The organism is Advenella sp. RU8 (assembly GCF_048381675.1).
Lineage (GTDB): Bacteria > Pseudomonadota > Gammaproteobacteria > Burkholderiales > Burkholderiaceae_B > Advenella.
The window spans coordinates 107,527-132,865 of record NZ_JBLWIS010000007.1; the positions used below are offsets into that span (position 1 = coordinate 107,527).

The following is a 25,339-nucleotide window of genomic DNA, read 5'->3' on the forward strand; positions in this document are numbered from 1 at the left end:
TCCCTTTTTTATTGCTGGCAACGCTAGCATTTTCCGTTAGCAAGCAGAACCAGAAGCCTGCGGTTCGTTTTGTTCTTCCTGCAGCTTGCGCCACATGATCTTGCCGGTATTAGACTTGGGCAAACCATCCACAAACTGCACCAACCTGGGTGCCTTGTAAACCGCCATGATTTCCCGTGCCCAGTCAATGATCTCCTGGCCAGAAACCCTGCCTTCATAACCGGGCTTAAGCACCACCAAGGCCTTGACCACTTCCCCCTTACGCTCATCCTGAATACCAACAATGCACACCTCATGGATGGCCGGATGCTGGTACATGGCATTTTCAACCTCGCTGGGCCAAACCTTGTAACCGGAAACGTTAATCATGCGCTTCAAACGGTCGCTCATGAAGAAATAGCCATCTTCATCAATACGCGCCAGGTCACCCGTCCTGAAAAACCGCTTGCCATCCAGTTCAATAAAGGACTCTTCGTTGGCCTGCTCATTATTCCAGTAACCCTTCATGACCTGCTTGCCACTGGTAACCAGTTCGCCCACTTCTCCCTGCGGCAATTCCTGCAATGTACCCGGATCGACAATCCGCGAATCCACATCCTGGGTGGGGATACCCAGACACTGGCGTTTGGCGTGAGCCACCGGATTGCAATGCAGGAATGAGGCCGTCTCGGTCATGCCATAACCTTCGTTATAAACAATGTCAAAACGTTCCTTGAGCATGGTTGCCACCGCCTCGGGCATGGCCGCACCGCCACCACCCAGCAAAGCCAGGCTGGACAAGTCACGTTGCAATACATCAGGTTGCGAGAAACAATCCAGCACCATCGCGGGTGGTGCCGTCCAGACCGACACCCGGTGCTTTTCAATCAGGGCCAGGGCCTGCCCGGCATGCCATCGCGGCATCATGACCACGGTTGCCCCCAGCATGATGGGCAAATTCATGCCATTTTGCATGCCCAGCATATGAAACATGGGTGCCACCGCCAGAAAAACCGATTCGGCATGCAGGCTGCGCCATATGGCTGAACTATTGAGTGAAGCCAGCAAGGTTGCATGCGTATGAATGCAACCCTTCGGATGACCGGTGGTGCCCGAGGTATAGGGCAGGACGCAGAAGTCGTCAGGATCAACCTGTACTGGACTCAAAGGCAAGGCAGCGGCCACAGCCGCCGCAAAATCAACCAGTCCCGGTGCAGGTTCCCATGCTTTTGCCTGCTTGACCAGATCTGGCAAGTCCGGATTATTCAAGTCGGCAACAAAATCGCCATAAGCATGCACCATGACATGGCGCAAGCCATCTGGCCGATTTTGCGCCATGCAGGGCAGGATTTGCGGTAACAACTCTTGGGCTACAAATGCACAGCGTGCACCACTATCCTCCATGTAGTACTGGATTTCCGGGGTGGTGCACATGGCGTTTACCGGTACGATCACCCCACCCAGTTGCAGTACCGCGTAATACACAATCACAAACTGCGGACAGTTCTGGCTCATTAATAAAACACGGTCGCCTTTGGCTATGTGCATTTGCTTTTGCATATAGCCGGACATCGCATCGACATATTGTTTCAGCCTTGCATAGCTGATATTTTCACCGCAATACACAATCGCCGTTTTTTCAGGGTACCGCAAGGCAGCGGCCTCCAGAAAATGGGGCAACGTCACCTGCGGTACCATGCAAGAAAGCGGTACACCCTTGGGCCAGAATTTATTTTTAGCCTGCTTCACTTTTATTATCTCCTCCTGATTCAATATGTCTTTGCGGTTACCGGTTTAATCCAGGCGTAACCCCGTTTCCCTGACAATCTTGCCGTAGCTCTCCAGGTCGGCTTTGACAATTGCCTCATATTCCTCGGGCGTATTGCCAACCGGCCTTAGTCCCATATCGACCAAACGGTCATGAATTTTTGGCATACGCATTACTTTCTGGATTTTCTCGCTTAACAACGCGACAACAGGCTCCGGCGTACCGCGTGGGACAAAAAATCCAAACCAGCCATTGGAATTGAAACCATTCAGGCCCATTTCCTTGAACGTTCTTGTATCAGGCAAGGAAGTCAGGCGCTTGGCACCAGTCACCCCCAGAATCTTGAATTTATCAGACTTAAGGTGCGGACTGATTGCCGTAATATCAATAAAGGCAGCGGTCAGCTCGCCCCCCAGCATGGCGGTCACCTCGGGGCCCGAGCCACGATAGGGTACATGCATGAGATCTAGCCCGTTAACCAGCTTGAACTGTTCACCATGCAAATGAGATGAGGTGCCGTTTCCGTATGAGCCATAGGAATATTTACCCGGATTCTGTTTCACATGGGCAATAAACTCTTCCATGGTATTGACCGGCAAATCATGCTTGACCACAAACACATCTGATGACAGCGCTACCTGTGACACCGGTGCCAGTTCTTTTTCCACATCATAAGGCAGGCCCTTGTAAAGCCATGGTGCCTGAACCAATGCCGTGATACCCAGCAATACGGTGTAACCGTCAGGGGCGGCCTTGGCCACTAACTGGTTGCCAATCGTGCCACTGGCACCCGGCTTGTTTTCAACCCAAACTGTGGCGCCCAGTTCTTTGGCAAGTTCACCGGTAATCATGCGGGCAATGGTGTCGGTGCCACCACCAGGCGGATAGGGCACCACCACACGAATGGATTGATTAGGATAATTGCCACTTGCCGCCTGTGCCGGTTCGGCCAACAAGCCGCTTAACCCCAACACGGAAGCACACATCATGGATAAAGCGGTACGTCTTGTAAATTTCTTCATTTCTGTCTCCTGTCAATTCAGAATCTACTGCGATTGTTGAGGAACGCCGGCCAGTTGCTGTTTTTTATATCCGGCACGGGTTCCAATTACTGCTTGGTTACGACTCAACTAGCGTGGTGCCATCCTGATGGCTCCGTCAAGCCGGATGGTTTCGCCATTCAACATGGCATTTTCCAGCATTTGCTGCGCCAGCGAGGCAAATTCAGCTGGATAACCCAGGCGGGCCGGGTGCGGTACCGAAGCGCCCAAAGCAGATTTGACATGCTCTGGCAGCCTTGCCAACAGGGGCGTATCAAACAGGCCTGGTGCAATGGTGTTGACCCGAATCTGGCGCTGTGCCAGGTCACGGGCGGCAACCAGCGTCATGCCCACGATACCGGCCTTGCCTGCCGAATAAGCGATCTGGCCAATCTGGCCCTCATAAGCCGCCACTGAGGCCGTCAGGACGCAAGCGCCCCGCTCATTGTCAATCGGTTCGTTTTTGGCCATGGCCGCAGTGGCCAGCCTTAATGAATTGAAAGTGCCAATCACATTGACCCGGATAATGGCCTCGAATTTTTCCAGTGAACCGGGCTCCCCGTCTTTTTCCACCAAGCGGATAGGGCCACCATAACCGGCACAATTAACCAAGGCACGCAACGGTGCCAGCGAAACCGCCTTGTCCACCGCCACCTTCATCTGTACCGGATCGCAGACATCCGCCTTGACAAAATGCGCTTTGCCACCCAATTGATTAGCCACTTCCTGGCCCTTGTCATTCAAATCGACAATGACCACATCCATCCCTTTGGCCAACAATTTTTCAACCGTAGCCAAACCCAGCCCCGATGCGCCACCCGTCACAAGTGCCGACATATTTTCCTGCAACTGCATAATGTATCTCCTACCTTATAATAATTAGTTCAATCTTTCAATAATAGTGGTATTTGCCATACCACCGGCCTCACACATGGTTTGCAGGCCGTAGCGCTGTTGATTGTCCTCCAGTGCATGCAACATGGTTGTCATCAGGCGGATGCCCGATGCCCCCAATGGATGGCCCAGGGCGATTGCCCCACCCCGCGGATTCAGGCGACCGTCATCCACCTTGAGTTCGCGCTGCCAGGCCAGTGGCACGCAGGCAAAAGCCTCATTGACTTCAAAATGGTCAATCTCTTCGGTTGTCAGGCCACTCTTTTCAATGGCTTTGCGGCTTGAGCTAATAGGCGCCGTTAACATCAGCACCGGATCATCACCCCGCACGTCAAAAGCCACAAAACGAGCACGGGGCTTCAGGCCCAGCTTGTCTGCCATAGCCCGGCTCATGATGAGCATCGCAGAGGCACCGTCACTGATCTGGGAAGAATTGCCTGCCGTTACCTGCCATTCGATATGCGGAAAGCGGGTTTCCATATCCGGATTCAAAAAAGAAGGCTTCAATTCAGCCAGTTTTTCGGCCTTTGTGCCTGGGCGGATGGTTTCATCTTTATTAACGATACCGTTTGGCGTTTGGACAGGAAAAATCTCGCGGTCAAACAGACCTTCTTCACGTGCATGATGCGCACGCTCGTGTGAACGCGCACTATATTCATCCAGTTCTTTTCGGGAAATGTCCCACTTGGAAGCCACCAGTTCTGCCGAAATGCCTTGTGAAACGGGGCCAGGTGCATAACGCTCCAGAAAACCTTCGCCATAAGGATTATGGTCAAGTTTGGCAATGCCCATGGGGACCCGGCTCATGGATTCGATACCGCAGGCAATCACGATATCGTACGCTCCCGACATGATGCCCTGTGCGGCAAAATGCACGGCCTGCTGGCTGGAGCCACATTTACGGTCAATGGTGGTAGAAGGCACATGCTCGGGGAACCCTGCAGCCAGCCAGGCAACCCGGCCCGGCGTTGCCGATTGCTCACCCACCTGCCCGACGCAGCCGGTAATGACGTCATCTACCAGGCCTGGATCAAGCTTATTGCGTTCAACAAGTCCTTTGAGCACCTGTGCCAGCAAATCGGTCGGATGCATGTTGGTAAAGGCGCCTCCCGATTTGGAACGACCCATCGGGCTTCGGATTGCGTCGACGATAACGGCTTCTTGCATGAATTATCTCCAATTAAATGAAACATTAGTTTCATTATTTTTAATATTTAATTGATATTTTGATATCAATGTATCATAATTTATTAAAAGAGGAAATAAATCCGTCTCAAAAAAAAGGAAAATAATGTCTACACCAATCAAACCCGATGAAAGCAAACTGGTCAGCGCCCTGGCGCGGGGTATCACGATCCTGAATTGTTTTTCTCCTGTGCAATATGAACTTAGCGCCAAGGACATTGCCGAAAAAACCGGCCTGCCCAAACCCACCCTGTTCCGCCTGCTAGAAACCCTGTGCGAATTCGAACTCATCCGCTACTCCGAGCGCCTGTCCAAATATGTGCCTGGTGTCGGCCTGCTGAACCTGTCAGCCCCCGTATTGCAACGCATGACCATCCGCCAGCTGGCGCGCCCCCTGATGCAGGAACTGGCCGATTACATCTCGGGCCAGGTGCAACTAGTCATGGCTACCCGCGACAAAATGTGCTACATCGAAATTGCCCAAGGCAAGAACAGCAAAATTTACCGCCCCGAAGCCGGGGTTCGCATGTCCATTTCCAAAACCTCTACAGGCAGGGCATATATCAGTTCTATCCCGGTGCAATTCCAGCAGGAATACATGGAAGATTTAGAAAGAAAATACCCAGGGCAACGGGCCTGGTTTGAAGAACGGCTGGCCGATGCCAAAAAAGACCTTGAACAACTGGGTTTCTGTCGTGGACATCGTGATTTCAACCGCGAAATTGACGCGATTGCCGTTCCCCTTAAAAAGCCCATCGACAACGAGTACTGGATGTTTGCCGCTTCAGTACCGGTTTACAGCCCGGAAAGCAAACGGATTGATGACGATATCGCACCACGGTTAATCACCTTGGTACGCACCATTGAGTCATCCTTGGGCAACCCGAATTATGCAAATTAGGCGAAAAGCCGTTTTTTACTATCCAAAAACCATCAAGAGAGACAAAGCAATGAGAACCGTATTCAGAGATGACCATGAACACTTCCGCACTCAGGTACAACGATTTGTGGAAAAAGAAGTCACCCCATTCCATGCCCAGTGGGAAAAAGACGGTGTTGTACCCAAATCGGTATGGACCAAGGCCGGCAAAGAAGGCCTGCTTAACTGCATGTTGCCCGAGCCTTATGGCGGTGGTGGCGACTTTGGCCATTCCGCCGTGCTTATAGAAGAACTGGGTAAGGTCAATGCCAGCGGCCTGGGCTTTAACCTGCATTCGGATATTGTCGCCCCCTATATATTCCGCTACGGCACGACAGAACAAAAAGACCGCTGGCTGCCTGCAATGGCCAGCGGAGAAGTGATTGGCGCCATTGCCATGACTGAACCCGGCACCGGCAGCGACCTGAAAGCGGTCAGGACCACGGCAAAACGTGACGGTGAGCACTACATTATCAATGGCCAGAAAACCTTTATTACCAACGGCCAGAACGCCGACCTGGTAATTGTGGTTTGCAAGACCGATCCGGACCTGGGCGCCAAAGGCATTTCACTTATTTGCGTAGAAGCCAATACCCCAGGTTTCAGCAAAGGCAGGAAGCTGGAAAAAATCGGCCTGCATGCCCAGGACACCTCTGAACTGTTCTTTGACAATGTCAAAGTGCCCGTTGCCAACCGCCTTGGCGAAGAAAATGCCGGCTTCAGCTACCTCATGCACGAACTGGCGCAAGAACGCCTGGTGATTGCGGTGCGGGCCGCAGCCTCTATCGAAGCCTTCCTGGAAAAAACCATTGCCTATACCCGGGACCGCAAAACCTTCGGGCAAACCGTTTTCGATTACCAGAACACCCGTTTCAAACTGGCCGAAGCCAAGGCGCAAAGCACCATGCTGCGGGTTTTTGTTGATCATTGCATTCAATTGCATCTGGAAAAAGCCCTCTCACCCGCCCAGGCTGCCATGGCCAAATTGAATGCCACGCAAATGCAGGGACAACTGCTGGACATGTTCCTGCAAATGCATGGGGGCTACGGTTATATGTCGGAATATGGCATTGGCAATGCCTGGATTGATGCGCGTATCGGCCGCATTTACGGTGGCAGCGATGAGATCATGAAAGAGATTATTGCCCGCACGCTTTAAGCGTATGCGTTCCGGCAAAACGTGTTTTTAACAACGGCTATTGTTTACCGGGCGGCTATTTCTTCTTTGCCGTACAAAGCCGCCCGTCATCCTCCGTGCCTATTTATCCGCTGCCGGCTTTTTTTCCAATAAATGCTCGTATTCCTCGTCGGTCAGCAATTCCATAAACGCCACTAGGGCATCTACTTTGCGGTCAGTCAGCGCATTGGCCCTTAAATCTGCTAGGTTGACCGTTTCGGGCACTTCAGCCTCGCCCCAGGGTTGGCCGGTTTCCGGGTTGATCTGGCTTTTTGGGTTATTGTACTTGTCATAAAAAAGCACGACTGTGCGCAGGTCTTTGAATACGCCGTTATGCATATAAGGCCCGGTGACCGCTATATTGCGCAAAGTTGGCACCTTGAATTTACCCTTCTGGGCAGGGTCATCAACCTGCGGATTTTCCAGCAGGCCATGATCGGCAAATTCCCGGGCCAGTTGGTTCAGCGCCACCACGTCTTCATTGCGTGGCACACCGATATTATGGTATTCATAATTGGTGAAGGTTTCTTTGGGCGCATCTTCGGCATGCAGCTTGTGGCAAACCGAACAGTTCACGTTCTGGTTTGAAAAAAACAGGGTCCGGCCCAGGTCTTCCAGTACCGTCAATTCATATTCTCCGCGCAGGTATTTATCGTATTTTGAATTGAACGGCGCGAACTGCCCGGTGCGTTCAAAGGCGGCCAAAGACTGCATCATGGCCTCGTAGGCCGTTTCATCACTGTTCCAGACGGCATCGCCATACAGCGCACGGAACGTTTTGTGATAATGCTCATTCTGTTTAAGGCGTTCAATAATGCTACCCACACTTGGCATATTCATTTCCACCAGGTTCAAGGGTGGTTGGCCCGATTGTTCAGCCAGGTCTTTTGCCCGCCCGTCCAGAAACTGCCCGCCCACATATTGCCCGGTTTTCTGATTGAAATGAAAATCGGGCGAAAATTTGGCATACATGGCAGTGGGCGTGTTGCGATTGCCATAAGAAATACCATCATCACCCAATGACACCATGCCCTTGCCGGCATTGCTGCGACCATCGGTAAAAGCCCGTCCCGGATCGTGACAAGTGGCACAGCTTTGGGTACGGTTTTTGGACAGACTTACGTCAAAAAACAGCATGCGGCCCAGCGCAATTTTTTCTTCTTCGGGCTTATGTCCTTCCGTCTGGGACGGTGACCGGGCCTGAACCGGATTCTGCCCGCTCCACACGAGACAGGCCACCAAGCCTGCGGCTAGACTCGCTGTTAATAACTGTTTTCTTTTTTGCATAATAGTACCCAAGTAAACGGTAACATGAAACAAAAGGCGCATATAACAGCTGCGGTATCGTGCAGTACGCATTCATTTGTTGCGCCTGAAACCCAAACTGCCCAGCACGCTCCGCCTTGCCGGAAGGCATCAGGGAACCGAATATCCAGTCCCAGACACCCAGATAACCACCATAATTGAAACGGGCATAGCGGCTGTAATGATGCACCTGATGCTGGGCCGGGGAAATGAACCAACGCTCCAGCCAGGCCGGATACCCCAGAAACACATGCGAATGCCGCAAATTGCTGCCCAGCAGGGAAAACACAAAAATGAACGCATTGGCACCCATGAGGGTTACAAGACTCAAACGGGGCCCGAACAGGACCATGAACAAGCCGGTCACCACGCCCGCACTAAGCGCATAACGCAGGCCAAACAAAAAATTTTCTACCGGATGAACCCGGTAAAAAGTCAGCGGATTCAGCACCGGCGCACTATGATGCACTTTATGAAATTGCCACAGCCATTTATTGGTATGCAGCCAGCGATGCAGCCAGTAACGGGTAAAATCACTCGCCACAAAAAGGCTGGCGGTATATAAAAAAGCCAGTGTTTCGTAAGACGGGTTCCATTCAAGCCGCGGTACCCAGGCAGAAACCAGCTGGAATGTCCACAGGGCAACGCTTTTGGCCGACACCAGCAACGGCGCCAGCATGAATACCTTGATGAACCAGCTCACAAAGAAATAACGGTAATCCAGCAATGCACTGGGGTGCAGCCAGTATTGCCTGATTGAAAACCCCTGTTGCCGGACTGCCCTCAAACCGGTAAACAACAAGGCGATAAGGGCGGAAGAAAGCAGGTAAAGCCAGAACAGGCGCTGCCCTGATTCAGCCACATAATCCCAGGGCATGATCAGTCTCCGTCCGCTTCCAGGATTTTGCCCACAATGGGCAAGGCACTGAGCAGACTGACATAATAATGGTTGTATAACTGCGTAGCGTTATCATACAAAAGACGGCTCTGCCCGGGCTCAAAAGCAAAGTCTTTGCTATTTAACGAAGCAAGCCGTGTACTGCCCTGCTCCAGGGTTTGTGTAATTTGCCCGGCCAGTTCACTGGCCTGATACGCCTTGATGACATCAGACAGGTTAGCATAAGCCTGCTCGCCCATCATCGCCTGATGAACCTGGAAAATCGCCTTGATGGCATCCAGGCTATAACCGCTTAAGGCATATTCGCTACGCCCGGCATTGGGCCGGTCTTTATACTTCCGGCTTAAGCCGGCCGGATCACCAATCCGCCACTCTTTGACAGCAAAAACACTGTTTGACAAGGCATGGATATACAATGCCAATGCCTTTTCCGGCTCAGCCAGCAAAGCCTTGCGGTTTTGCGCATAAACGGTGGCGATTTCCTGTAGATGCCCGCAAATACTGTCTGCCATGACAGCCGCAAATGCCAGGTCGCGGGCAGACAAAACGGCATCGGCGTAAAGCAGTGCTTCAAGAGCATTGACTGTTTTAAACGAGTTCTTGAACAGTGCTTTGTTGGCCGGGCTGCCGGAAGCCAGCTGGCGCTGCATGATGGCGCTTAAATCTTCATTACTGTTATGAAAAACATCAATATAACGCGGCGTGTCCAGGTAATCGGCATCAAGATCGCCGGCAATATAGGTGACCTCAACTTTCTTCCAGCCAAGCACCAGTTGCCTGAACGCGGCATCAAGCATTTCATTGCCTGAACCGGCCGAGGTCTTTTCAAGTTCAAGTTTAAAATTATTGCAAGCATCAACACTATCGTTGGCATTCTGTACAATAACCTTGTCATACACCGATGCCACCGGCCCCGACAGATCGGGAGCGGCATACACAACGCTTGCATACAACAAGGCGATCAGGGCAAGGACTTGTTTCATAAAGATTCCAGAAATTGAATAAGTTGTTCGCGCTGGGAAGCGCTTAGCTGCATGAACGCCTGGCGCGCCGCACCGGCTTCGCCCCCATGCCACAAAATGGCCTCAAGATGGCTGGCAGCACGCCCGTCATGCAAGTAACGCCAGCCCTTGCGTTTCTTTGTGGCACCACCCCATAAAGGCGCGGTTTTCCATTCGTTGATGCCAGCCTCGAATTCGGGCCGGCCGTCGGCCAGTTCCGGCCCCATGTCATGCAGCAGAAAATCGCTGTAAGGGAAAATGCCGCTTCCCTTGACGGTTTTGAAAGCGGGACGGTGACACTGGGCACAGCCAATTGCATTGAACAGTTTTTTACCGGCCGTCACGGCCTGGGGCAAAACATCGCTGTCTTGCCTGGCCGAACCGTTAAGATGGTTAACGTAAAAACTGATGGCCTCAAGCCGGCTCATGGGCAAATCCAGGGTTTCACCCCTTGCGGACGGTCTGCCAGCCGGTGCCTGCAAACAGGCGGCCTGAGAAGGCGTACATAATTCTTGCGGAAAATAAGGATTACTTAACCCCATGTCATGGGCCGCAGCATCTGCCGTTTGCATCATGACGCTGGACTGGCTGGCCTTGTAACCAAACCGCCCAAGCATAAAAATCTTGTGCAAGGGATCATAAACCCAATTCGGCCGGCCTGAAATACCATTATTATCCTGGTCCTCAGGGTCGGCCCAGGCCAGGATCTCCTGTTCAGGAATCTGCTCTATCAGGCCGGTTCCGTTAAGCATGGGTGCCAGGCGCAAACTTAGCGTGGTCTTGGCGTTTAACGGCCCGTAATTAAGTTGCTCAAGAAATGGGGTATGCCATTTCAGCTCAACCACGCTGCCATCAGGAAACGTAACCTGCTTTACATGACCGGTCAGCCCCGGATGGGCCTCGAACAACACGCCACTGATCCCGTTAATGGCAATTTGATATCCATAAACAGGATCAGGTACGGTAATGACGGTTTTGTCACGACCCGCATGCGCCTGAGGCTGGGCAAGCTTCACCACCAGGGCACGGGAAAGATGGCCGTTTGCATTCAGCAGGCTACCCGTATTTTTTACCTGATGGCAGCTGGCACAGGTATTGCTGTTGAATAAAGGCCCCAAACCATCCCGGGCAGTGGTAGCGCTGGGAGCCGCCACCCAGGGAACCGAAAAAAAGGATCGGCCGGTTACCAGCAAATCCTCTGCCCCGGCTGGCAAGGAAGTTTGCTCCGGCTGCGTTTGTGTGGCCGCTTTGACAAGCTGCCCTGCATGAATATTGCCTGCGGCGGGCAAAACCATTAACAATGTCAACCCTGTTTTCAAAACGGCCGGACTAAACACTTTTTTCCTTTTATACAAATGCCCTAGAGCTGGGTTTCTTCAGCATCAGTAACGTCTGACTCACTTAGTTTGATATTAAAAGCGGCCGCCACGGGAATCATCAGGTCACCCAGCCTGCGCATGTCATTTTTCATGGAAACAATATTTTTTGCTTCCCCTTTATGCTCGGGCATGATCTGGTAATCAAAGTGCATGGTTGATTTTGCCAGGGCATCCATTTTTTCAAGACGCTCCTCGATTTTCGCCATCAGGGCATCAACCTCGGCCTTTTCCTTGTCATCCAGGGCATCATAAGGAGTCGGGCCGGCTTTCTTCCCATGAATATTGCCTAACAGGACGTCTTTAAAACCCTCATAATTACGCACGATATCACGGTGCGTATTATCGGAAAAGCAGGAATGCTCGTCTTCTTCGCTAGGCGTTAACACAGCCACGGCAATACGTTCATTGGCCAGCTCCGACTTGATGAATACCCCCATGCCCGCCAATATCTGGCGCAGTGCAGTTTCGGCGGGAATGTTTTTAGCGGCATTTTCACCCGTTAACTCAGACAGGAGCGCGGCACGATACAGGCCTTTATTGCCATCCAGCTTGGTGTCCCATGCTCCGGCCACGGTACTGACATCAGCCAGCAGCTTGTTGGTGGCGGCTTGCAGGTAAGCCAGGCGGCGCTTGGCAAACGGATCTGTGGTAAAGTCGCTTAAAGGACGCTGCCCGGCCGTTTTGGCGCCATTGCTAACCTTGTCTTCAATGAAATTGTTGTAATCCTGGTCTTGGCCCCAAAGCAGGAACTCAATGGCATGGTAACCCGATGCCACGTTGGCCTCGCCGCCATTTTCGTTCAGCGCATTAAGGGCTTCAACGGTAATTTCAGTAACATCAACCGCTTTGGCATTTTCGCCACCCGGCGTGAATTTTCCAACAGTATCTATGATGTTGCCGCTGGTGCGGTTGTTATCGGCATCCAGGGTGTAATCAATCATGTGCTCGTCAAGCGGCCATGCATTGATCTGGCCCTCAAGTGCACCATAAGCATCGGCAACCCAGCCGTCTTCGGCATCAATCGGCCCTTCGGACAGGCGGAAAACCTCGGTCAGGCCGTAGCTTTCACGTGCCTGCAACCAGGCTTTCTTGGCGGCATCCAGCGTGTCCGCGGTTGGATTTTCAACAAATGCATTAATGGCCGTTTGCAGTTTTTCAAGATCCCGGACGCTGTCTGCATAAAACTGATGTGCCTGGGCAGCGTAGGTTTTAAGGACATCACTGGCCACGGTTTTTTGCCCGGCGCTTGCCTGCGCTTTGGTATTGGCCTGCACCGGCGCAGACAAAGGCACACTGACGGCCGCCAATGCAAAGGCCGCCATGACACTTAATGAAATCTTCTTGAAAGTACGAGTATTCATGTGAAATATCCAGAATGGTAAATGATAATCGTTATTATTATAGACATTAAAGTATATGAATGTAACGTTGTTTTAAAAAGTTTATGTTGATATTGATCAAAAACCCCGGCATGTGCACTCCCTATTGCGGCCCAATCCACGATTGCCCTCGCTACACGTTGGTTTTATATACAATATCCCAACGCATTATTTTTGATTTCAGCACCATGTCCCATCACGCATCCAACAACAGCCTACCTGAAATAGACCCCGCTTCCCTTGAGCACAGCGCCCGCACCGCCGCCCACCTGAAAAAGCTCGTGGCCAGCCAAGGCAGCCTTTCTTTTCAACAATGGATGCACGAGGCCCTGTACGCCCCCGGGCTAGGCTACTACACCAGTGGCAATACCAAACTGGGTAATGAACGTGACCAGCCTGTCAGCCACGGCCTGGCCGGTGACTTTACCACCGCCCCCGAATTAAGCCCCTGGTTTGCCCGTACGCTGGCCCGGCAAATCCGGCAGGTTCATCAGGCAACGGGTACGCTGGATATTCTTGAGTTCGGTGCCGGCTCAGGCATTCTGGCCCATGACATATTGCTCGCCCTTGACAACCCCAATATCAATTATTTTATTCTTGAACTTTCACCGGACCTGAAGGCAAGGCAACAGGAAAAACTGTCCGGTTTCAAGGGACAAGTTCAGTGGCTTGAGCACCTGCCCGAACGCTTTGAAGGGTGCGTAATTGCCAACGAAGTGCTGGATGCCATGCCGGTTATGCTGTTCCAATGGGAAAACAATGGCACATTGGCGGAAAAGCGGGTAACCCTGGACGCCAACGGCCATTTCATCCTGACCAACCAGCCTGCCCCTGCCCTGCTGGCTGAAAAAATGGCCAGCCGCATGCCCGCCTTTGCCGGCTATACCTCTGAAATAAACCTGCAGGCCGAGACCTGGATTCATGAAATGGGACGCTGGCTGACCAAAGGCGTGGCTTTTTTAATTGATTATGGTTTTCCACAAAAAGAGTATTACCACCCCCAACGGGCCCAGGGAACATTGATGTGCCACTTGCGCCATCATGCCCACGGCAATCCGCTGGTCTATCCGGGCATCCAGGATATTACCGCCCATGTGGATTTCACGGCCATGGCCGATGCCGCCCTTGAAGGCGGACTGGAAGTCCTGGGCTATACCTCACAGGCCAACTTCCTGCTCAACTGTGGACTGATGGAACTGCTCTCAAGCCTGGACCCACAAGATGCCATCCGGTACGCAAAAGAAATCGGCCCGGTACAAAAGCTGCTGTCCGAAGCCGAAATGGGTGAACTGTTCAAGGTTTTGGCTATCGGGTTTGACATTGATGAGCCCTTGATGGGCTTCTCCCGTGGTGACCGTCGCCATATGCTTTAAAAGCAAACCATTCAGGATTGAACCAGATATTCATATACCGATTCAACCCGTGCCTGCCTGACCGCATCCTTGATCAAACGGGGCTGGCCGACATGTTCACGGGCAATGGCACCGGCATCGGTTTCCCGGGCACGGTCAAGACACATGCGCCAGACAGACGCAAGCACCCCAACACCACCCTTATCTGCTTCAGCTTCTGAAACCGTTTGCACACATGCACACGCTATCACCAGATCCATGAAGCGCTCCGGCTTACGAATGCCGTCACAGCGCTCGATAATGCCCACGATTCGGTCGGCCCTTTCCAGGCAATTGTCAGGCTGCCATTGTGCCAGCACCCCGATTTCAGCCCTGGCAATCTGCAACAAACGGGCATAATCAAGGCAATCATTTGGCACTCGCAGGTGCCTGGACAAGCCTTCCACATCAGGGGAATCAAGACATAAAATCGCAAAACGCGACGGCAACGGCAAACCGCACCCATGCGCGGCATCCAGCAAAGCGGCAATCCGTTGGTTCCATACCAGCTGAGGCATCACCCGGGGCAAGGCATTGACATCCGCAAGCAGATTGAACATTCTGGATGGTTTTTCATACAGCATGCCACGGGAAACTTCTTTCCAGACCCGCTCCGGCACCAGGGCATCCACTTCACCGTTGTCGACCATCTCCCGGCACAATTGACGGGTTTCATCTGCCAGACTGAACTGGCTGAATCGAGCGGCAAAACGGGCCACCCGCAAAATCCTGACCGGGTCTTCGATGAAGGCCTCACCCACATGCCGAAACAAACGTGCCTGCAAATCCGCCTGCCCGTTCAAGGGATCAATGATGTTCCCGTCCCTGTCCTGCGCCATGGCATTGATGGTGAGATCGCGCCGTTTCAGGTCGTCTTCAAGGCGGACATCCTTGCCGGTGTAAAATGTAAAGCCCTGGTAACCACGTCCCGATTTTCTTTCAGTACGGGCCAGTGCATATTCTTCTTTGGTTTGCGGATGCAAAAACACCGGAAAGTCACCGCCCACGGGAATAAACCCGCGAGCGGTCATGTCTTCGGGTTCGGCACCCACCACCACCCAATCCTTGTCACCTTCCGGCAGGCCCAGCAAGCGGTCGCGTACCGCACCACCCACAATATAAACATCCAGGCCTTCCAGACAATTGCTTTGCTTACTTCCCACTTGAACCTGCTCCAGTCATGGCTATGGCGTAACCGTGCCCAACCGTTGCACCAATGATTGCGGCTCCCCGGTGAACAGGGTCGCGTACCAAGTCGCATTAGACATGACATGCTTTACATAAAGCCGGGTTTCGGTAAACGGAATGGTTTCGGCAAAAATGGCCCCTTCCACCGGTCCCGATAAACTGCTGCGCCAGCGTTTGGGACGATTCGGGCCGGCATTATAGCCAGCCGTGGCCAATACCTCGGAGTTGCCCAAATCACTCTTCACCATGCTCAGGTAAGACGTGCCCAACACCGTATTGGTTTCAAACTCGTTCACATCACTCAATGAAAAGTCAGACATGCCAATTTTATTAGCCACCATCCGTGCCGTACCGGGCATGACCTGCATCAGGCCAGCCGCCCCCACCTGGGAACGGGCAACCGGCACAAACCGGGATTCCTGCCTGATCAGGCCATACACCCACGCCGGGTCGAGCCCCACATTACGTGCCTGCTGGCCAACTTTCCCTTCGAAAGGAGCCAGGTATCGCTGCCTGAAATTGATATCACCCTGTGTGAGCAAAGAGGTATTAATGGCCCGGTCATAAACATTCTCCTGCACGGCCCATTCGGCCGCCGCAATCAGTTCACGGTCATTCAGGCCCTTGATGGCAAAATTCCATTCGGCAACCGCTTCGGGTCGCCAGCCCAGATTGAACAGGCTGACAGCACGCTGCAAGCCACGGTTCTGCCTGATATGCGCCAACTCGGCCGCATTACTGGCCGGCGGCTGGGGTGGCAGGGTAATTTTACGGCCCAATGCCTCGGTAGCCAGTTGCCCATAAAAACCATGGTCCTCATTGGCAACTGCCTCAAATCCCTGGCGGGCAGCCCCTGTATTACCCATGGCCTGCTGGGCACGGGCTTTCCAGTATTTCCAGGTAGGTTCCTGCTGTTGCCCTGGCGGCATCATGCCAATGGTTTTAACCACCCAAGGCCAGTCTATGCGCGGTTGACGCAAAGCCGCACGAACACGCCAGGCGTGATTGTATTCACTTAAACGAAAGTCTTCACCAGCCTGGCGGTACCATTGGTCCGCGCGGTCTTCCAGGTTCAATACGGAAACCAGGCCAAACTGGGCAAGGATCCACTGTCGGTTCTCAGCTGAAACCAGCGTGTTGCCGTCACCCTGCAAAAACGCATAGCCGCCTTCACGGTCTTGCCTGGCCAAACGGCTGAATGCCAAGGTTCTTAATTCTTCCTGCTGGCGGCTTTGTGGCTTACCGCTTTGACCCGACAGCCAGGCTTTGGGATTGGCCATGAGCGCATCGTAATCTTTCATTTGCGCGGGGCTGAACAACATGGCCGCATAACGCCGGGCATTTGCCTTGTTGTCATATTCAATATCATCTCGCAACAAGGGCTGGATATGATCCCATTGCAGCACTTTTGCGGCATACAGCTGCGCCATCATATCCCAGCAAGCGGCGCCAGGCTTGAATGCACTGATTGCCTGGCTGGCGCTGACACGGTCATTGCCCATATGCCGGGCATGCAAAATGGCGCAATCCACTTGTGCACTATTCAAATTCACATTGCCCAGTTTGCGCACCGTGGCAAAGTCCTTGGTGCGTGCTGCCTCGAGTATCCAGTCGGCTTTCAAGCGCTCATGCAAATAAGGATTCTGGCTTTGCTCAAGAAAAGCCAGAATTTCATTGGCTGGAATAGGTGCTGACCTGCTTCTGATTTGATTGCGCAAGTACCAGAACATGGGGTACTCGCCCAGCTCATGATCATCACGGGCCTGCTGGGCAAACACGGGCAATTGCGCCCAATTTTTTGCCTGCATGGCCTCGTAAGCGGAAATCACGGCATTGCGTGCCGTGGCAGGCACTTGTACCGGCGCGCCATAATATTGCACCGATGACGCGAGCCGGCCTTCAATTTTCTTTTCAGCGGCCGAGGTCGAGGTTTCGGCACAGGCCGTTAACAACAACATCACGGGAAGCAAGCCCACCTGCCAACGGGGCGCCTGTTTCTTGAAAAGGCCCCAACGTGTTATTCTTGTTTTTCTTGAATGATTACTTCCTGTCATTTTGATCCCCAAAACCGATACCTATGAACATAACCCGAACAGCACGCATGAACAATCAGGAAATACGCAAGTCGCTGACGGCTTCCCGCCAGGCATTGGCGGCATCAACCCGTAAACAATACAGCGACCAGATACGGCAACACTTCATGACCTGGTTCAGGCAGTTTATCCAGACACATCCACAACCCTCATGCCGGATTGCCGGATTTTGGCCCATCAAAGAAGAACCCGACCTGATCCCCCTGTTAACCGAGCTGGATCAACTGGGCCATGAAATTAGTTTGCCCTGCATAACGGCACTGGACAGTTCACTTGAATTTTACCGCTGGACGGCAACAACGCCATTACAACCGGGCAAGTTCAATATACCCGAGCCCCAATTAAGTGAAAAATCATTACCTGCCGATATCATACTGGTGCCAACCTTGGGCTTTACCCGCGACGGGCACAGGATTGGATACGGCAAAGGCTATTATGACCGCACCCTGGCAAAACTGCACGAAAAAGGACACGCGTTCATCAAAATCGGCATTGCCTGGGACGAAGGCGAAATTACCGTTCCTTATCTCCCGGAACCCCATGATATCCCGCTTGACCATATCCTCACGCCCTCAGGCCTGCATACGCCAACCAAATAAATGTCTTGGCGGGCAGGACTGGGACGGTTATCACGATACCCAACCGGGCCATAACCGGTATCGCTTGATCAATACGTCAGGTTTTCCCAGATCGACAGGGTCGCTTCGGCATTGTTAAGGGTGTAGAAATGAAGGCCGGGTACATCATTATCAATAAGCTCCTGGCACAACTTGGTCACCACTTCCGCACCAAACTGGCGAATCGCCTGTTTGTCGTCGCCAAACTCGGCCAGACGCAAACGGATCCAGCGTGGAATTTCAGCCCCACACATTTGTGAAAAACGAACCAGTTGCGTGTGATTGGTAATTGGCATGATCCCCGGCACAATCGGAATATCCACGCCCCTGGCCCGCACGCTATCCACAAAACTGAAATAGGCATCGGCATTAAAGAAATACTGCGTGATGGCACTGTCGGCACCTGCCCTGACTTTTTGCACAAAGTGTTCAATATCCTGCTCAAACCCCTGCGCCTGCGGATGCATTTCAGGATAGGCAGCCACTTCGACATGAAACCAGTCACCGGAATGCTCGCGCACCAACTTCACCAGATCACTGGCATGGCGCAAATCGCTGCTTACCACACCCATGCCCGAAGGCAAATCACCACGCAAGGCAACCAGGCGCCTTATGCCTTCATCCCGATAGGTATCAAGGATTTGGCAGATACTGGCCTTGTCGGCCCCTATACATGACAAATGCGGCGCCGCCTCGTAACCCATTTGGGAAAAAAGACGCACGGTTTCTGCAGTACCTTCACGCGTTGAGCCTCCGGCCCCGAAAGTCACACTGACATAGCTCGGGTTGATGATTTGCAACTGCTTGGCCGTACCTACCAGACGCTCACGCCCTGCCTGATCTCGCGGTGGAAAAAATTCCAGGCTGAATGACTCTTTGGAAAACGAACTCATATTAATTCAAAAGATTTAAAAGGATCCCTGAAATAATACTATAGACTAATGCCCCGGCCAGCGCCCACCAGAAACCATCAACCTGGAACCCGTTGAACAGAGAACCCACCAGCCAGAACAGCAATGCATTCAGGACAAACAGGAACAATCCAAGGGTAACAATCGTAATGGGAAAGGTAAGAAATACCAGCATAGGATAAATAACTGTATTGACCAGCCCCAATATGACTGATGCAATCAATGCCGCGCCAAAGCTGGCAACCGTGACGCCAGGCAGGATATAGGCAACCACCATCAACGCCAACGCCTGCAATACCCAGATAAGAATTAATGACATTTGCTGCTCCAGAAAATGGGATCGGAAGCTGCCTTAAAGACAGCTTTCATACAATAAATCCATAGTAACGCATGTGCAATCCGGATATTTCAGGATAACCGGATTGCATGGTTTTCCTGATCAATAACGGTAATGATCGGGCTTGAATGGACCATCGACGGAAACGCCGATGTAGTCAGCCTGCTTTTGTGACAGGGTAGTTAACTGCACACCCAGTTTTTTCAGGTGCAGGCGAGCCACTTTTTCGTCGAGGTGTTTGGGCAACACATAAACCTGGCCTTTTTTATAGGCCTCGGTACGTGTGAACAACTCGATCTGGGCAATGGTCTGGTTGGTGAAAGAGGCAGACATCACGAAAGACGGATGACCGGTAGCACAACCCAGGTTAACCAGGCGTCCCTTGGCCAGCAGAATGATGCGTTTGCCATCGGGGAAAATGATGTGGTCAACCTGTGGCTTGATTTCTTCCCATTCCAGGTCTTCTACGGCAGCCACGTCAATTTCATTATCGAAGTGACCGATATTGCACAGAATGGCCTGGTCTTTCATTTTTTCCATATGACTGCGGTCAATCACATGATAGTTGCCGGTGGCGGTCACGAAAATATCGGCCTTGTCGGCAGCTTCTTCCATGGTAACCACTTTATAGCCTTCCATGGAAGCCTGCAAAGCGCAGATCGGGTCAATTTCACAAACCCATACCTGGGCACGCAAGGCTTGCAACGCCTGGGCGCAGCCTTTGCCCACATCACCAAAACCAACCACTACGGCAACCTTACCCGCTATCATGACGTCAGTGGCGCGCTTGATGCCGTCAACCAGGGACTCACGGCAACCATACAGGTTGTCGAATTTGGATTTGGTCACGGAGTCGTTCACGTTGATGGCGGGGAACTGCAGTTCGCCTTTTTGTGACATCTGGTACAGGCGATGCACACCAGTGGTGGTTTCTTCGGTAACGCCCTTGATTTGTGCCAGGCGGGTAGAGTACCAGGTAGCATCGGTAGCCAGTTTTGCCTTAATCGCGGCAAACAGCACTCGCTCTTCTTCGCTGCCGGGATTAGCCAGCACGGAAATGTCTTTTTCTGCCTTGGCACCCAAGTGCAACAAGGTCGTGGCATCACCACCGTCATCCAGAATCATGTTGGCCTGCTCGCCTGGCCATTCAAAAATCTGGTGGGTATATTGCCAGTATTCTTCTAGCGACTCGCCCTTGACGGCAAAAACGGGAATGCCACGTTCGGCAATGGCCGCAGCGGCATGATCCTGGGTAGAGAAAATATTGCATGAAGCCCAGCGCACCTCTGCACCCAAGGCAACCAGTGTTTCAATAAGCACACCGGTCTGGATGGTCATGTGCAGGCTGCCAGCAATACGGGCACCTTTCAGGGGCTGTGAAGCGGCAAACTCTTCACGGGTTGCCATTAGGCCGGGCATTTCTGTTTCGGCAATGCTTAACTCACGGCGTCCCCAGCCAGCCAGGGAAATATCAGCAATTTTATAATCAGCAGTAGTCATTGTAAAAACCCAATAAATGCTGCTTTGGTAATGAATGCGAACTCGTCTCACCATCAACTACAAAGCAGGTTAATGATGAGCGCCGTTACATGAAAAAATGTCTTCCGAGCCTGGCAGATTGGACTGGTTAGATGCATGAAGTGAACCATGCTCAACCGGCAATCTGTCGCAGCGCCCCTCGGAAATGTTCGGAATAGTTTACCCCAAACGCATTATTTAAAGTTCAAAAATGTGTCTTGTCAGCGAAGATGGCAAGACACATTTTGCATACCCCCCTTAACGGGCGTTTTTCAGTGCATTGACCCTGTCGGTGGCCTCCCAGGTAAACTCGGGCTCGGGACGGCCAAAGTGACCATAAGCGGCGGTTTTACTGTAAATGGGTCGCAACAGGTCCAGCATTTGAACAATACCACGTGGACGCAGGTCAAAATGCTCACGCACCAGCAAGGCGATTTCATCATCAGGAATAACACCGGTGCCTTCGGTATAGACCGTAATGTTAATGGGCTCGGCCACGCCAATGGCGTAACTTACCTGAACCTGACACTGGCGCGCCAAACCGGCAGCCACAATATTCTTGGCAACGTAGCGGGCGGCATAAGCTGCGGAACGGTCTACCTTTGAAGGATCCTTGCCAGAGAAAGCGCCACCGCCGTGCGGGCAGGCACCACCATAGGTATCTACGATGATTTTGCGTCCGGTAAGGCCGCAGTCGCCCTGTGGACCGCCAATCACGAAAATGCCGGTTGGATTAACCAGGAATTTGGTTTTTGGGGTAATCAGGCCATCAGGGAAGCTGGGCTTGATAATGTCCTCGATCACCGCCTCACGAATGGAAGACTGTGAAATTTCAGGGGCATGCTGGGTAGACAGCACAACCGTATCCACCTCTGCGGGCTTGCCGTTAACATAACGGAAAGTCACCTGTGATTTGGCATCGGGACGCAACCAGGGCAAGCGGCCGTCCTTGCGCAATTCACTTTGGCGCTGGACCAGGCGGTGGGCATACCAGATTGGGGCAGGCATCAGGTCAGGGGTTTCATCGCAGGCATAGCCAAACATCAAACCCTGGTCACCGGCACCCTGGTTAAGGATTTCATCTGGGCTACGGTCTACACCCTGCGCAATATCGGGAGATTGCTTGTCATAGGCAACCAGTACGGCACAACCTTTGTAATCAATCCCATAAGCCGTGTTATCGTAGCCAATGCGCTTGATGGTGTCGCGTGCAACCTGGATATAATCAATATTTGCCGTTGTGGTGATTTCACCGGCCAGCACTACCAGTCCGGTATTGCATAAGGTTTCAGCGGCAACCCGGGCATTAGGATCTTCGGCCAGAATGGCATCCAGAATGGCGTCGGAAATCTGGTCAGCCACCTTATCGGGGTGACCTTCTGAAACAGACTCGGAAGTAAATAAAAAATCGTTTTGAGCCATTGATCAGCGTCCTTTTATAATGTCAGAAACTCCGACGTTTTTGAAGTAAGAACGCGCAGCACCTTCATTTCAAATGAAATAATAGTAAGGCGCGACGCTTTAGCGGTGTTTTATGAAACCAGTTCATGTCGCCCCGCAAGTTGTCGGTTAACTCAGCGACCATTGATCATTTTAAAACATTTATAAAATTTTCCAAGCAAAGCCCCTGTTAACTTCACAGATTCTTTGAAAATACCTGAAAAACCACCCTGCTTAATACGACGGCAATACCCGTTAGCCGTTCCTTGTTCCCGTTTCCGCGCCTGCGCATTCCCATCCACTGGCCGCATGTGTTAAATTGCTTTTTAGTTAAAACCATAGTGAAACCTTAACTGTTTAGGGTTCCTTTGCGCTGATTTATCCAGCCATCAATTTCCTATTGCATGAAATCCACCAAAAGAAAACTCCTTGATGTCGTCTTCAACTGGTTTGGCAAGACCTCACACAAACGACGCCAGCAACTGGGGCATATGCTTAGTGTCCTGTCACCCCTTATCATGAAGCGCAGGGCCGCGATTGTCCGCAAAAACCTGGCACTATGCTTTCCCGATGCCTCGCCCCAACAACGTGAACAATGGCAAAAGCAACACTTCCGTGTCCTGGCCCAATCGATTATTGACCGTGGCCTGTTCTGGTTTGGCTCACCGGAAAGCATTCTGGCAACCATCCACATGGAGGGCTTTGAACATATCGAACAACTCCTGGCGGAAAAACGCCCCATCCTGATGCTGGCCCCCCATTTTGTCCCGCTTGACGCCGCCGCTACCCGACTTTCCATGTTCCTGAAAAAAGCGGCTACCATTTATACGCCACAGCACGACCCGGAAATTGACGATATTGTCAGGGAAGGACGCGGCCGCTTCAACGAGATTCACCTGATCAGCCGCAAGGAAGGGGTGCGAGGCATGCTCCGCCACCTGAAAGAAGGCACACCGGTTTACTACCTTCCCGACATGGACTTTGGTCGCAAGGGTTCCATTTTCGTGCCATTTTTCAATATTCCCGCCGCCACTCTGCCCACAACCGCCCAAATTGCCAAGTCCTGGCATGCTGCGGTGGTTCCGATTGTCAGTCGCTGGGACCCGGCCACTGGCCACTATCATGTCCAGGTACTGCCGGCACTGGAAGATTTTCCCGGCGAACAAAGCATCGAAGCGGCCACCACCCGTATCAACCACTTGCTTGAACAATGGATCCTGCAGGAACCCAGCCAGTATTATTGGGTGCACCGCCGCTTCAAGACCCGTCCTGAAGGCGAGGAAAAAATTTATTGAAACAGATCCGGCAATCAAACCGCATGCCGGGAATTTTCAGTCCATAATAAACTTGGTTTTTTTACATATCAGGCATCTATGATTTGGCAATTTACAAAAATGCATGGCGCTGGCAATGATTTTATCGTTCTTGATGGCGTCAGCCAACCGATTGAAATGACCGCTGAACGGGCGCGAGCCCTGGCGCATCGCCAGCTTGGCATCGGTGCCGACCAGATTCTGCTGGTAGAAACCCCTTCCCATCCCGAAGCCGATTTCCGTTATCGGATCTTCAATGCCGATGGCAGTGAGGTGGAACATTGCGGCAACGGTTCACGCTGTTTTGTACGTTTTGTGCATGAACAAAGACTGTCCCGTCGCAACCCGCTAAAGGCAGAAATCGCTACCGGCCTGATTATTCTTGAAGAAAAAGAAGACCAGAGCGTTACCGTAGACATGGGTATCACCCGCTTTGATCCCGCCGCCCTGCCCTTTGACACCCAAGGCCTGCACCACACCCAGGAACACGAGGAAACCATCTGGCACCTGCCCTTGCCCAACGCAGGCACGGTCAAACTATCAGCGCTGGCAATCTCCAATCCGCATGCGGTACAGCTGGTAGATAATATTGATACCGCCCCTGTTAATGAACAGGGCCCTCTTATAGAGAACCATCCCCGCTTTGGCAATCGCGTCAATGCCGGGTTCATGCAAATCATCAACCGCAACCAAATACGGCTGCGGGTTTATGAGCGTGGCGTGGGTGAAACCCTGTCTTGTGGCACCGGCGCCTGCGCCGCGGTCGCTACCGGCATCCGTCGTGGCCTGCTAGACTCTCCAGTCAGCGTCCAGACGCGAGGAGGCACATTAACCATTGAATGGGACGGCACCCGATTGCACATGACCGGCCCGGCCACCACGGTGTTTTCAGGTCAGGTTGATATTGATAAACTGGTTAAAGATTTTTGCTTAAAGGATGAATAGACTTATGTCAGAGACAAAGCTTGAGGCGGATGAAGTTGCCATTTTTCTTAAAAACAACCCTTCTTTTTTTGAAGACCATGCCCAGCTGTTTGCCAGCCTGTCCATTCCCCATCCCTACGCAGACCGCACCCTGTCGCTAGGCGCCCGTCAGGTCATGACTCTGCGCAAGCGCAGCAAGGCGCTTGAATGGAAACTGGCCGAACTGATGCAGAATGCCGACTCAAACGCCTCTATCAGCGATAGCATGACGCTTTGGTGCACACAAATGCTGGCTGAAAAAAACAAGCAGAAATTGCCTGCGACCATCATTGAAAGCCTGAAGCAGGCCTTTGAGCAGCTTGACGTATCCTTGCGGCTGTGGGACCTGCCCATGCTTCGGACAAAAAAATTCAAGCTTGATGAAGATCCGGCACTGCATGCTTACGCCAGCTCGCTGGAAAAACCTTATTGTGGTCCAGAAGGCTATCTTCCCGCGCACGAATGGCTTGAAGAAAAACCGGCCTCGGTTGCCATGCTTCCACTGAAAACAGAAAACCGGACGTTTGGCCTGCTGGTTTTCGGGGCTGCCAGTGAAGAACATTTTACCCCGGATATGGGCACGGTTTTTCTGGAAAACCTGGGAAAACTGGCCAGCGCCAGCCTAAGCCGCCTGATCGCATAAA

The 25,339-nt window shown here is 52.3% G+C and carries 22 protein-coding genes and 1 riboswitch; of the genes, 7 read left to right on the plus strand and 15 right to left on the minus strand.

Features of this window, described 5'->3' with window-relative positions; all coding sequences use genetic code 11:
* Window positions 1–36: 36 nt before the first annotated feature.
* The 4 genes from ACM5Q9_RS10210 to ACM5Q9_RS10225 all read right to left on the minus strand — a co-directional run bounded on the left by ACM5Q9_RS10210 (window position 37) and on the right by ACM5Q9_RS10225 (window position 4,848).
* Window positions 37–1,728, minus strand: coding sequence for a long-chain-fatty-acid--CoA ligase (locus ACM5Q9_RS10210; protein ID WP_418144628.1), 1,692 nt, complete (start codon window positions 1,726–1,728; stop codon window positions 37–39).
* A gap of 45 nt (window positions 1,729–1,773) precedes the next feature.
* Window positions 1,774–2,769 (minus strand): Bug family tripartite tricarboxylate transporter substrate binding protein, encoded by a 996-nt coding sequence (locus ACM5Q9_RS10215; protein WP_418144629.1) that lies wholly within the window; start codon window positions 2,767–2,769, stop codon window positions 1,774–1,776.
* A gap of 108 nt (window positions 2,770–2,877) precedes the next feature.
* Window positions 2,878–3,642, minus strand: a complete 765-nt coding sequence (locus tag ACM5Q9_RS10220) for an SDR family NAD(P)-dependent oxidoreductase (protein ID WP_418144630.1) — start codon at window positions 3,640–3,642, stop codon at window positions 2,878–2,880.
* A gap of 24 nt (window positions 3,643–3,666) precedes the next feature.
* Window positions 3,667–4,848, minus strand: a complete 1,182-nt coding sequence (locus tag ACM5Q9_RS10225; protein WP_418144631.1) for a thiolase family protein — start codon at window positions 4,846–4,848, stop codon at window positions 3,667–3,669.
* Window positions 4,849–4,972: 124 nt separating this feature from the next.
* On the opposite strand from ACM5Q9_RS10225, the gene ACM5Q9_RS10230 reads away from it, so the two are divergent.
* Both ACM5Q9_RS10230 and ACM5Q9_RS10235 read left to right on the plus strand, forming a co-directional pair.
* On the plus strand, window positions 4,973–5,767 hold the full coding sequence (locus tag ACM5Q9_RS10230) for an IclR family transcriptional regulator (protein ID WP_418144632.1): 795 nt from the start codon (window positions 4,973–4,975) through the stop codon (window positions 5,765–5,767).
* A 49-nt stretch (window positions 5,768–5,816) separates the two neighbouring features.
* A complete protein-coding gene (locus ACM5Q9_RS10235; protein ID WP_418144633.1) occupies window positions 5,817–6,944 on the plus strand; it encodes an acyl-CoA dehydrogenase family protein in 1,128 nt (375 codons plus the stop codon).
* A gap of 99 nt (window positions 6,945–7,043) precedes the next feature.
* Here ACM5Q9_RS10235 and ACM5Q9_RS10240 read toward each other — a convergent pair whose 3' ends face one another.
* From ACM5Q9_RS10240 to ACM5Q9_RS10260, 5 genes are all read right to left on the minus strand, one after another.
* Window positions 7,044–8,249, minus strand: a complete 1,206-nt coding sequence (locus tag ACM5Q9_RS10240) for a cytochrome-c peroxidase (protein ID WP_418144634.1) — start codon at window positions 8,247–8,249, stop codon at window positions 7,044–7,046.
* A complete protein-coding gene (locus ACM5Q9_RS10245) occupies window positions 8,131–9,144 on the minus strand; it encodes a sterol desaturase family protein (RefSeq protein WP_418144635.1) in 1,014 nt (337 codons plus the stop codon). The genes ACM5Q9_RS10240 and ACM5Q9_RS10245 overlap by 119 nt, the downstream gene beginning before the upstream one ends.
* A 2-nt stretch (window positions 9,145–9,146) precedes the next feature.
* A complete protein-coding gene (locus tag ACM5Q9_RS10250) occupies window positions 9,147–10,148 on the minus strand; it encodes an imelysin family protein (RefSeq protein ID WP_418144636.1) in 1,002 nt (333 codons plus the stop codon).
* Entirely contained in the window at window positions 10,145–11,461 is a 1,317-nt protein-coding gene (locus ACM5Q9_RS10255; RefSeq protein ID WP_418144637.1) for a di-heme oxidoredictase family protein, read from the minus strand. The genes ACM5Q9_RS10250 and ACM5Q9_RS10255 overlap by 4 nt, the downstream gene beginning before the upstream one ends.
* Window positions 11,462–11,526: 65 nt before the next feature.
* Entirely contained in the window at window positions 11,527–12,906 is a 1,380-nt protein-coding gene (locus tag ACM5Q9_RS10260) for an imelysin family protein (protein ID WP_418144638.1), read from the minus strand.
* A gap of 206 nt (window positions 12,907–13,112) precedes the next feature.
* On the opposite strand from ACM5Q9_RS10260, the gene ACM5Q9_RS10265 reads away from it, so the two are divergent.
* Window positions 13,113–14,297 carry a class I SAM-dependent methyltransferase gene (locus ACM5Q9_RS10265; RefSeq protein WP_418144639.1) on the plus strand — a complete coding sequence of 395 codons (1,185 nt, stop codon included), beginning with the start codon at window positions 13,113–13,115 and terminating at the stop codon, window positions 14,295–14,297.
* 11 nt (window positions 14,298–14,308) lie between these two features.
* Here the strand turns inward: ACM5Q9_RS10265 and ACM5Q9_RS10270 are convergent, their stop codons facing one another.
* Both ACM5Q9_RS10270 and ACM5Q9_RS10275 read right to left on the minus strand, forming a co-directional pair.
* Complete coding sequence (locus ACM5Q9_RS10270; RefSeq protein ID WP_418144640.1) at window positions 14,309–15,478, minus strand: hypothetical protein; 1,170 nt, start codon at window positions 15,476–15,478, stop codon at window positions 14,309–14,311.
* Between the two features lie 21 nt (window positions 15,479–15,499).
* Window positions 15,500–17,557 (minus strand): transglycosylase SLT domain-containing protein, encoded by a 2,058-nt coding sequence (locus ACM5Q9_RS10275; RefSeq protein ID WP_418144641.1) that lies wholly within the window; start codon window positions 17,555–17,557, stop codon window positions 15,500–15,502.
* A gap of 23 nt (window positions 17,558–17,580) precedes the next feature.
* Here ACM5Q9_RS10275 and ACM5Q9_RS10280 point away from each other — a divergent pair, with 23 nt between their 5' ends.
* Entirely contained in the window at window positions 17,581–18,195 is a 615-nt protein-coding gene (locus ACM5Q9_RS10280; protein WP_418144642.1) for a 5-formyltetrahydrofolate cyclo-ligase, read from the plus strand.
* A 68-nt stretch (window positions 18,196–18,263) separates the two neighbouring features.
* Here ACM5Q9_RS10280 and metF read toward each other — a convergent pair whose 3' ends face one another.
* From metF to metK, 4 genes are all read right to left on the minus strand, one after another.
* Entirely contained in the window at window positions 18,264–19,106 is an 843-nt protein-coding gene (metF, locus tag ACM5Q9_RS10285; RefSeq protein ID WP_418144643.1) for a methylenetetrahydrofolate reductase [NAD(P)H], read from the minus strand.
* A 1-nt stretch (window position 19,107) separates the two neighbouring features.
* The gene (locus tag ACM5Q9_RS10290) at window positions 19,108–19,443 is read right to left on the minus strand and encodes a phage holin family protein (protein ID WP_418144644.1); all 336 of its coding nucleotides are present in this window, start codon (window positions 19,441–19,443) and stop codon (window positions 19,108–19,110) included.
* Between the two features lie 120 nt (window positions 19,444–19,563).
* Window positions 19,564–20,961 carry an adenosylhomocysteinase gene (ahcY, locus tag ACM5Q9_RS10295; RefSeq protein ID WP_418144645.1) on the minus strand — a complete coding sequence of 466 codons (1,398 nt, stop codon included), beginning with the start codon at window positions 20,959–20,961 and terminating at the stop codon, window positions 19,564–19,566.
* A 70-nt stretch (window positions 20,962–21,031) separates the two neighbouring features.
* A riboswitch (S-adenosyl-L-homocysteine riboswitch) is annotated at window positions 21,032–21,147 on the minus strand.
* A gap of 90 nt (window positions 21,148–21,237) precedes the next feature.
* Window positions 21,238–22,401: a methionine adenosyltransferase gene (metK, locus tag ACM5Q9_RS10300; protein ID WP_418144646.1), complete on the minus strand. Its 1,164-nt coding sequence runs from the start codon at window positions 22,399–22,401 to the stop codon at window positions 21,238–21,240.
* Between the two features lie 422 nt (window positions 22,402–22,823).
* Here metK and ACM5Q9_RS10305 point away from each other — a divergent pair, with 422 nt between their 5' ends.
* From ACM5Q9_RS10305 to ACM5Q9_RS10315, 3 genes are all read left to right on the plus strand, one after another.
* Window positions 22,824–23,714, plus strand: a complete 891-nt coding sequence (locus tag ACM5Q9_RS10305) for a lysophospholipid acyltransferase family protein (protein ID WP_418144647.1) — start codon at window positions 22,824–22,826, stop codon at window positions 23,712–23,714.
* A gap of 78 nt (window positions 23,715–23,792) precedes the next feature.
* On the plus strand, window positions 23,793–24,677 hold the full coding sequence (gene dapF, locus ACM5Q9_RS10310; RefSeq protein WP_418144648.1) for a diaminopimelate epimerase: 885 nt from the start codon (window positions 23,793–23,795) through the stop codon (window positions 24,675–24,677).
* A 4-nt stretch (window positions 24,678–24,681) separates the two neighbouring features.
* Window positions 24,682–25,338 (plus strand): DUF484 family protein, encoded by a 657-nt coding sequence (locus ACM5Q9_RS10315; protein WP_418144649.1) that lies wholly within the window; start codon window positions 24,682–24,684, stop codon window positions 25,336–25,338.
* Window position 25,339: the final 1 nt, after the last annotated feature.

What these genes read in the sequence shown, in the direction of transcription:
- ACM5Q9_RS10240 (WP_418144634.1), bottom strand. Translation starts at nt 8,249, where the DNA reads ATGCAAAAAAGAAAACAGTTATTAACAGCGAGTCTAGCCGCAGGCTTG.
- ahcY (WP_418144645.1), bottom strand. Translation starts at nt 20,961, where the DNA reads ATGACTACTGCTGATTATAAAATTGCTGATATTTCCCTGGCTGGCTGG.
- ACM5Q9_RS10305 (WP_418144647.1), top strand. Translation starts at nt 22,824, where the DNA reads ATGAAATCCACCAAAAGAAAACTCCTTGATGTCGTCTTCAACTGGTTT.
- ACM5Q9_RS10290 (WP_418144644.1), bottom strand. Translation starts at nt 19,443, where the DNA reads ATGTCATTAATTCTTATCTGGGTATTGCAGGCGTTGGCGTTGATGGTG.
- ACM5Q9_RS10250 (WP_418144636.1), bottom strand. Translation starts at nt 10,148, where the DNA reads ATGAAACAAGTCCTTGCCCTGATCGCCTTGTTGTATGCAAGCGTTGTG.
- ACM5Q9_RS10235 (WP_418144633.1), top strand. Translation starts at nt 5,817, where the DNA reads ATGAGAACCGTATTCAGAGATGACCATGAACACTTCCGCACTCAGGTA.
- ACM5Q9_RS10275 (WP_418144641.1), bottom strand. Translation starts at nt 17,557, where the DNA reads ATGACAGGAAGTAATCATTCAAGAAAAACAAGAATAACACGTTGGGGC.
- ACM5Q9_RS10225 (WP_418144631.1), bottom strand. Translation starts at nt 4,848, where the DNA reads ATGCAAGAAGCCGTTATCGTCGACGCAATCCGAAGCCCGATGGGTCGT.
- dapF (WP_418144648.1), top strand. Translation starts at nt 23,793, where the DNA reads ATGATTTGGCAATTTACAAAAATGCATGGCGCTGGCAATGATTTTATC.
- ACM5Q9_RS10220 (WP_418144630.1), bottom strand. Translation starts at nt 3,642, where the DNA reads ATGCAGTTGCAGGAAAATATGTCGGCACTTGTGACGGGTGGCGCATCG.
- ACM5Q9_RS10265 (WP_418144639.1), top strand. Translation starts at nt 13,113, where the DNA reads ATGTCCCATCACGCATCCAACAACAGCCTACCTGAAATAGACCCCGCT.
- ACM5Q9_RS10255 (WP_418144637.1), bottom strand. Translation starts at nt 11,461, where the DNA reads ATGGTTTTGCCCGCCGCAGGCAATATTCATGCAGGGCAGCTTGTCAAA.
- metK (WP_418144646.1), bottom strand. Translation starts at nt 22,401, where the DNA reads ATGGCTCAAAACGATTTTTTATTTACTTCCGAGTCTGTTTCAGAAGGT.
- ACM5Q9_RS10215 (WP_418144629.1), bottom strand. Translation starts at nt 2,769, where the DNA reads ATGAAGAAATTTACAAGACGTACCGCTTTATCCATGATGTGTGCTTCC.
- ACM5Q9_RS10230 (WP_418144632.1), top strand. Translation starts at nt 4,973, where the DNA reads ATGTCTACACCAATCAAACCCGATGAAAGCAAACTGGTCAGCGCCCTG.
- ACM5Q9_RS10260 (WP_418144638.1), bottom strand. Translation starts at nt 12,906, where the DNA reads ATGAATACTCGTACTTTCAAGAAGATTTCATTAAGTGTCATGGCGGCC.
- ACM5Q9_RS10315 (WP_418144649.1), top strand. Translation starts at nt 24,682, where the DNA reads ATGTCAGAGACAAAGCTTGAGGCGGATGAAGTTGCCATTTTTCTTAAA.
- ACM5Q9_RS10280 (WP_418144642.1), top strand. Translation starts at nt 17,581, where the DNA reads ATGAACATAACCCGAACAGCACGCATGAACAATCAGGAAATACGCAAG.
- metF (WP_418144643.1), bottom strand. Translation starts at nt 19,106, where the DNA reads ATGAGTTCGTTTTCCAAAGAGTCATTCAGCCTGGAATTTTTTCCACCG.
- ACM5Q9_RS10245 (WP_418144635.1), bottom strand. Translation starts at nt 9,144, where the DNA reads ATGCCCTGGGATTATGTGGCTGAATCAGGGCAGCGCCTGTTCTGGCTT.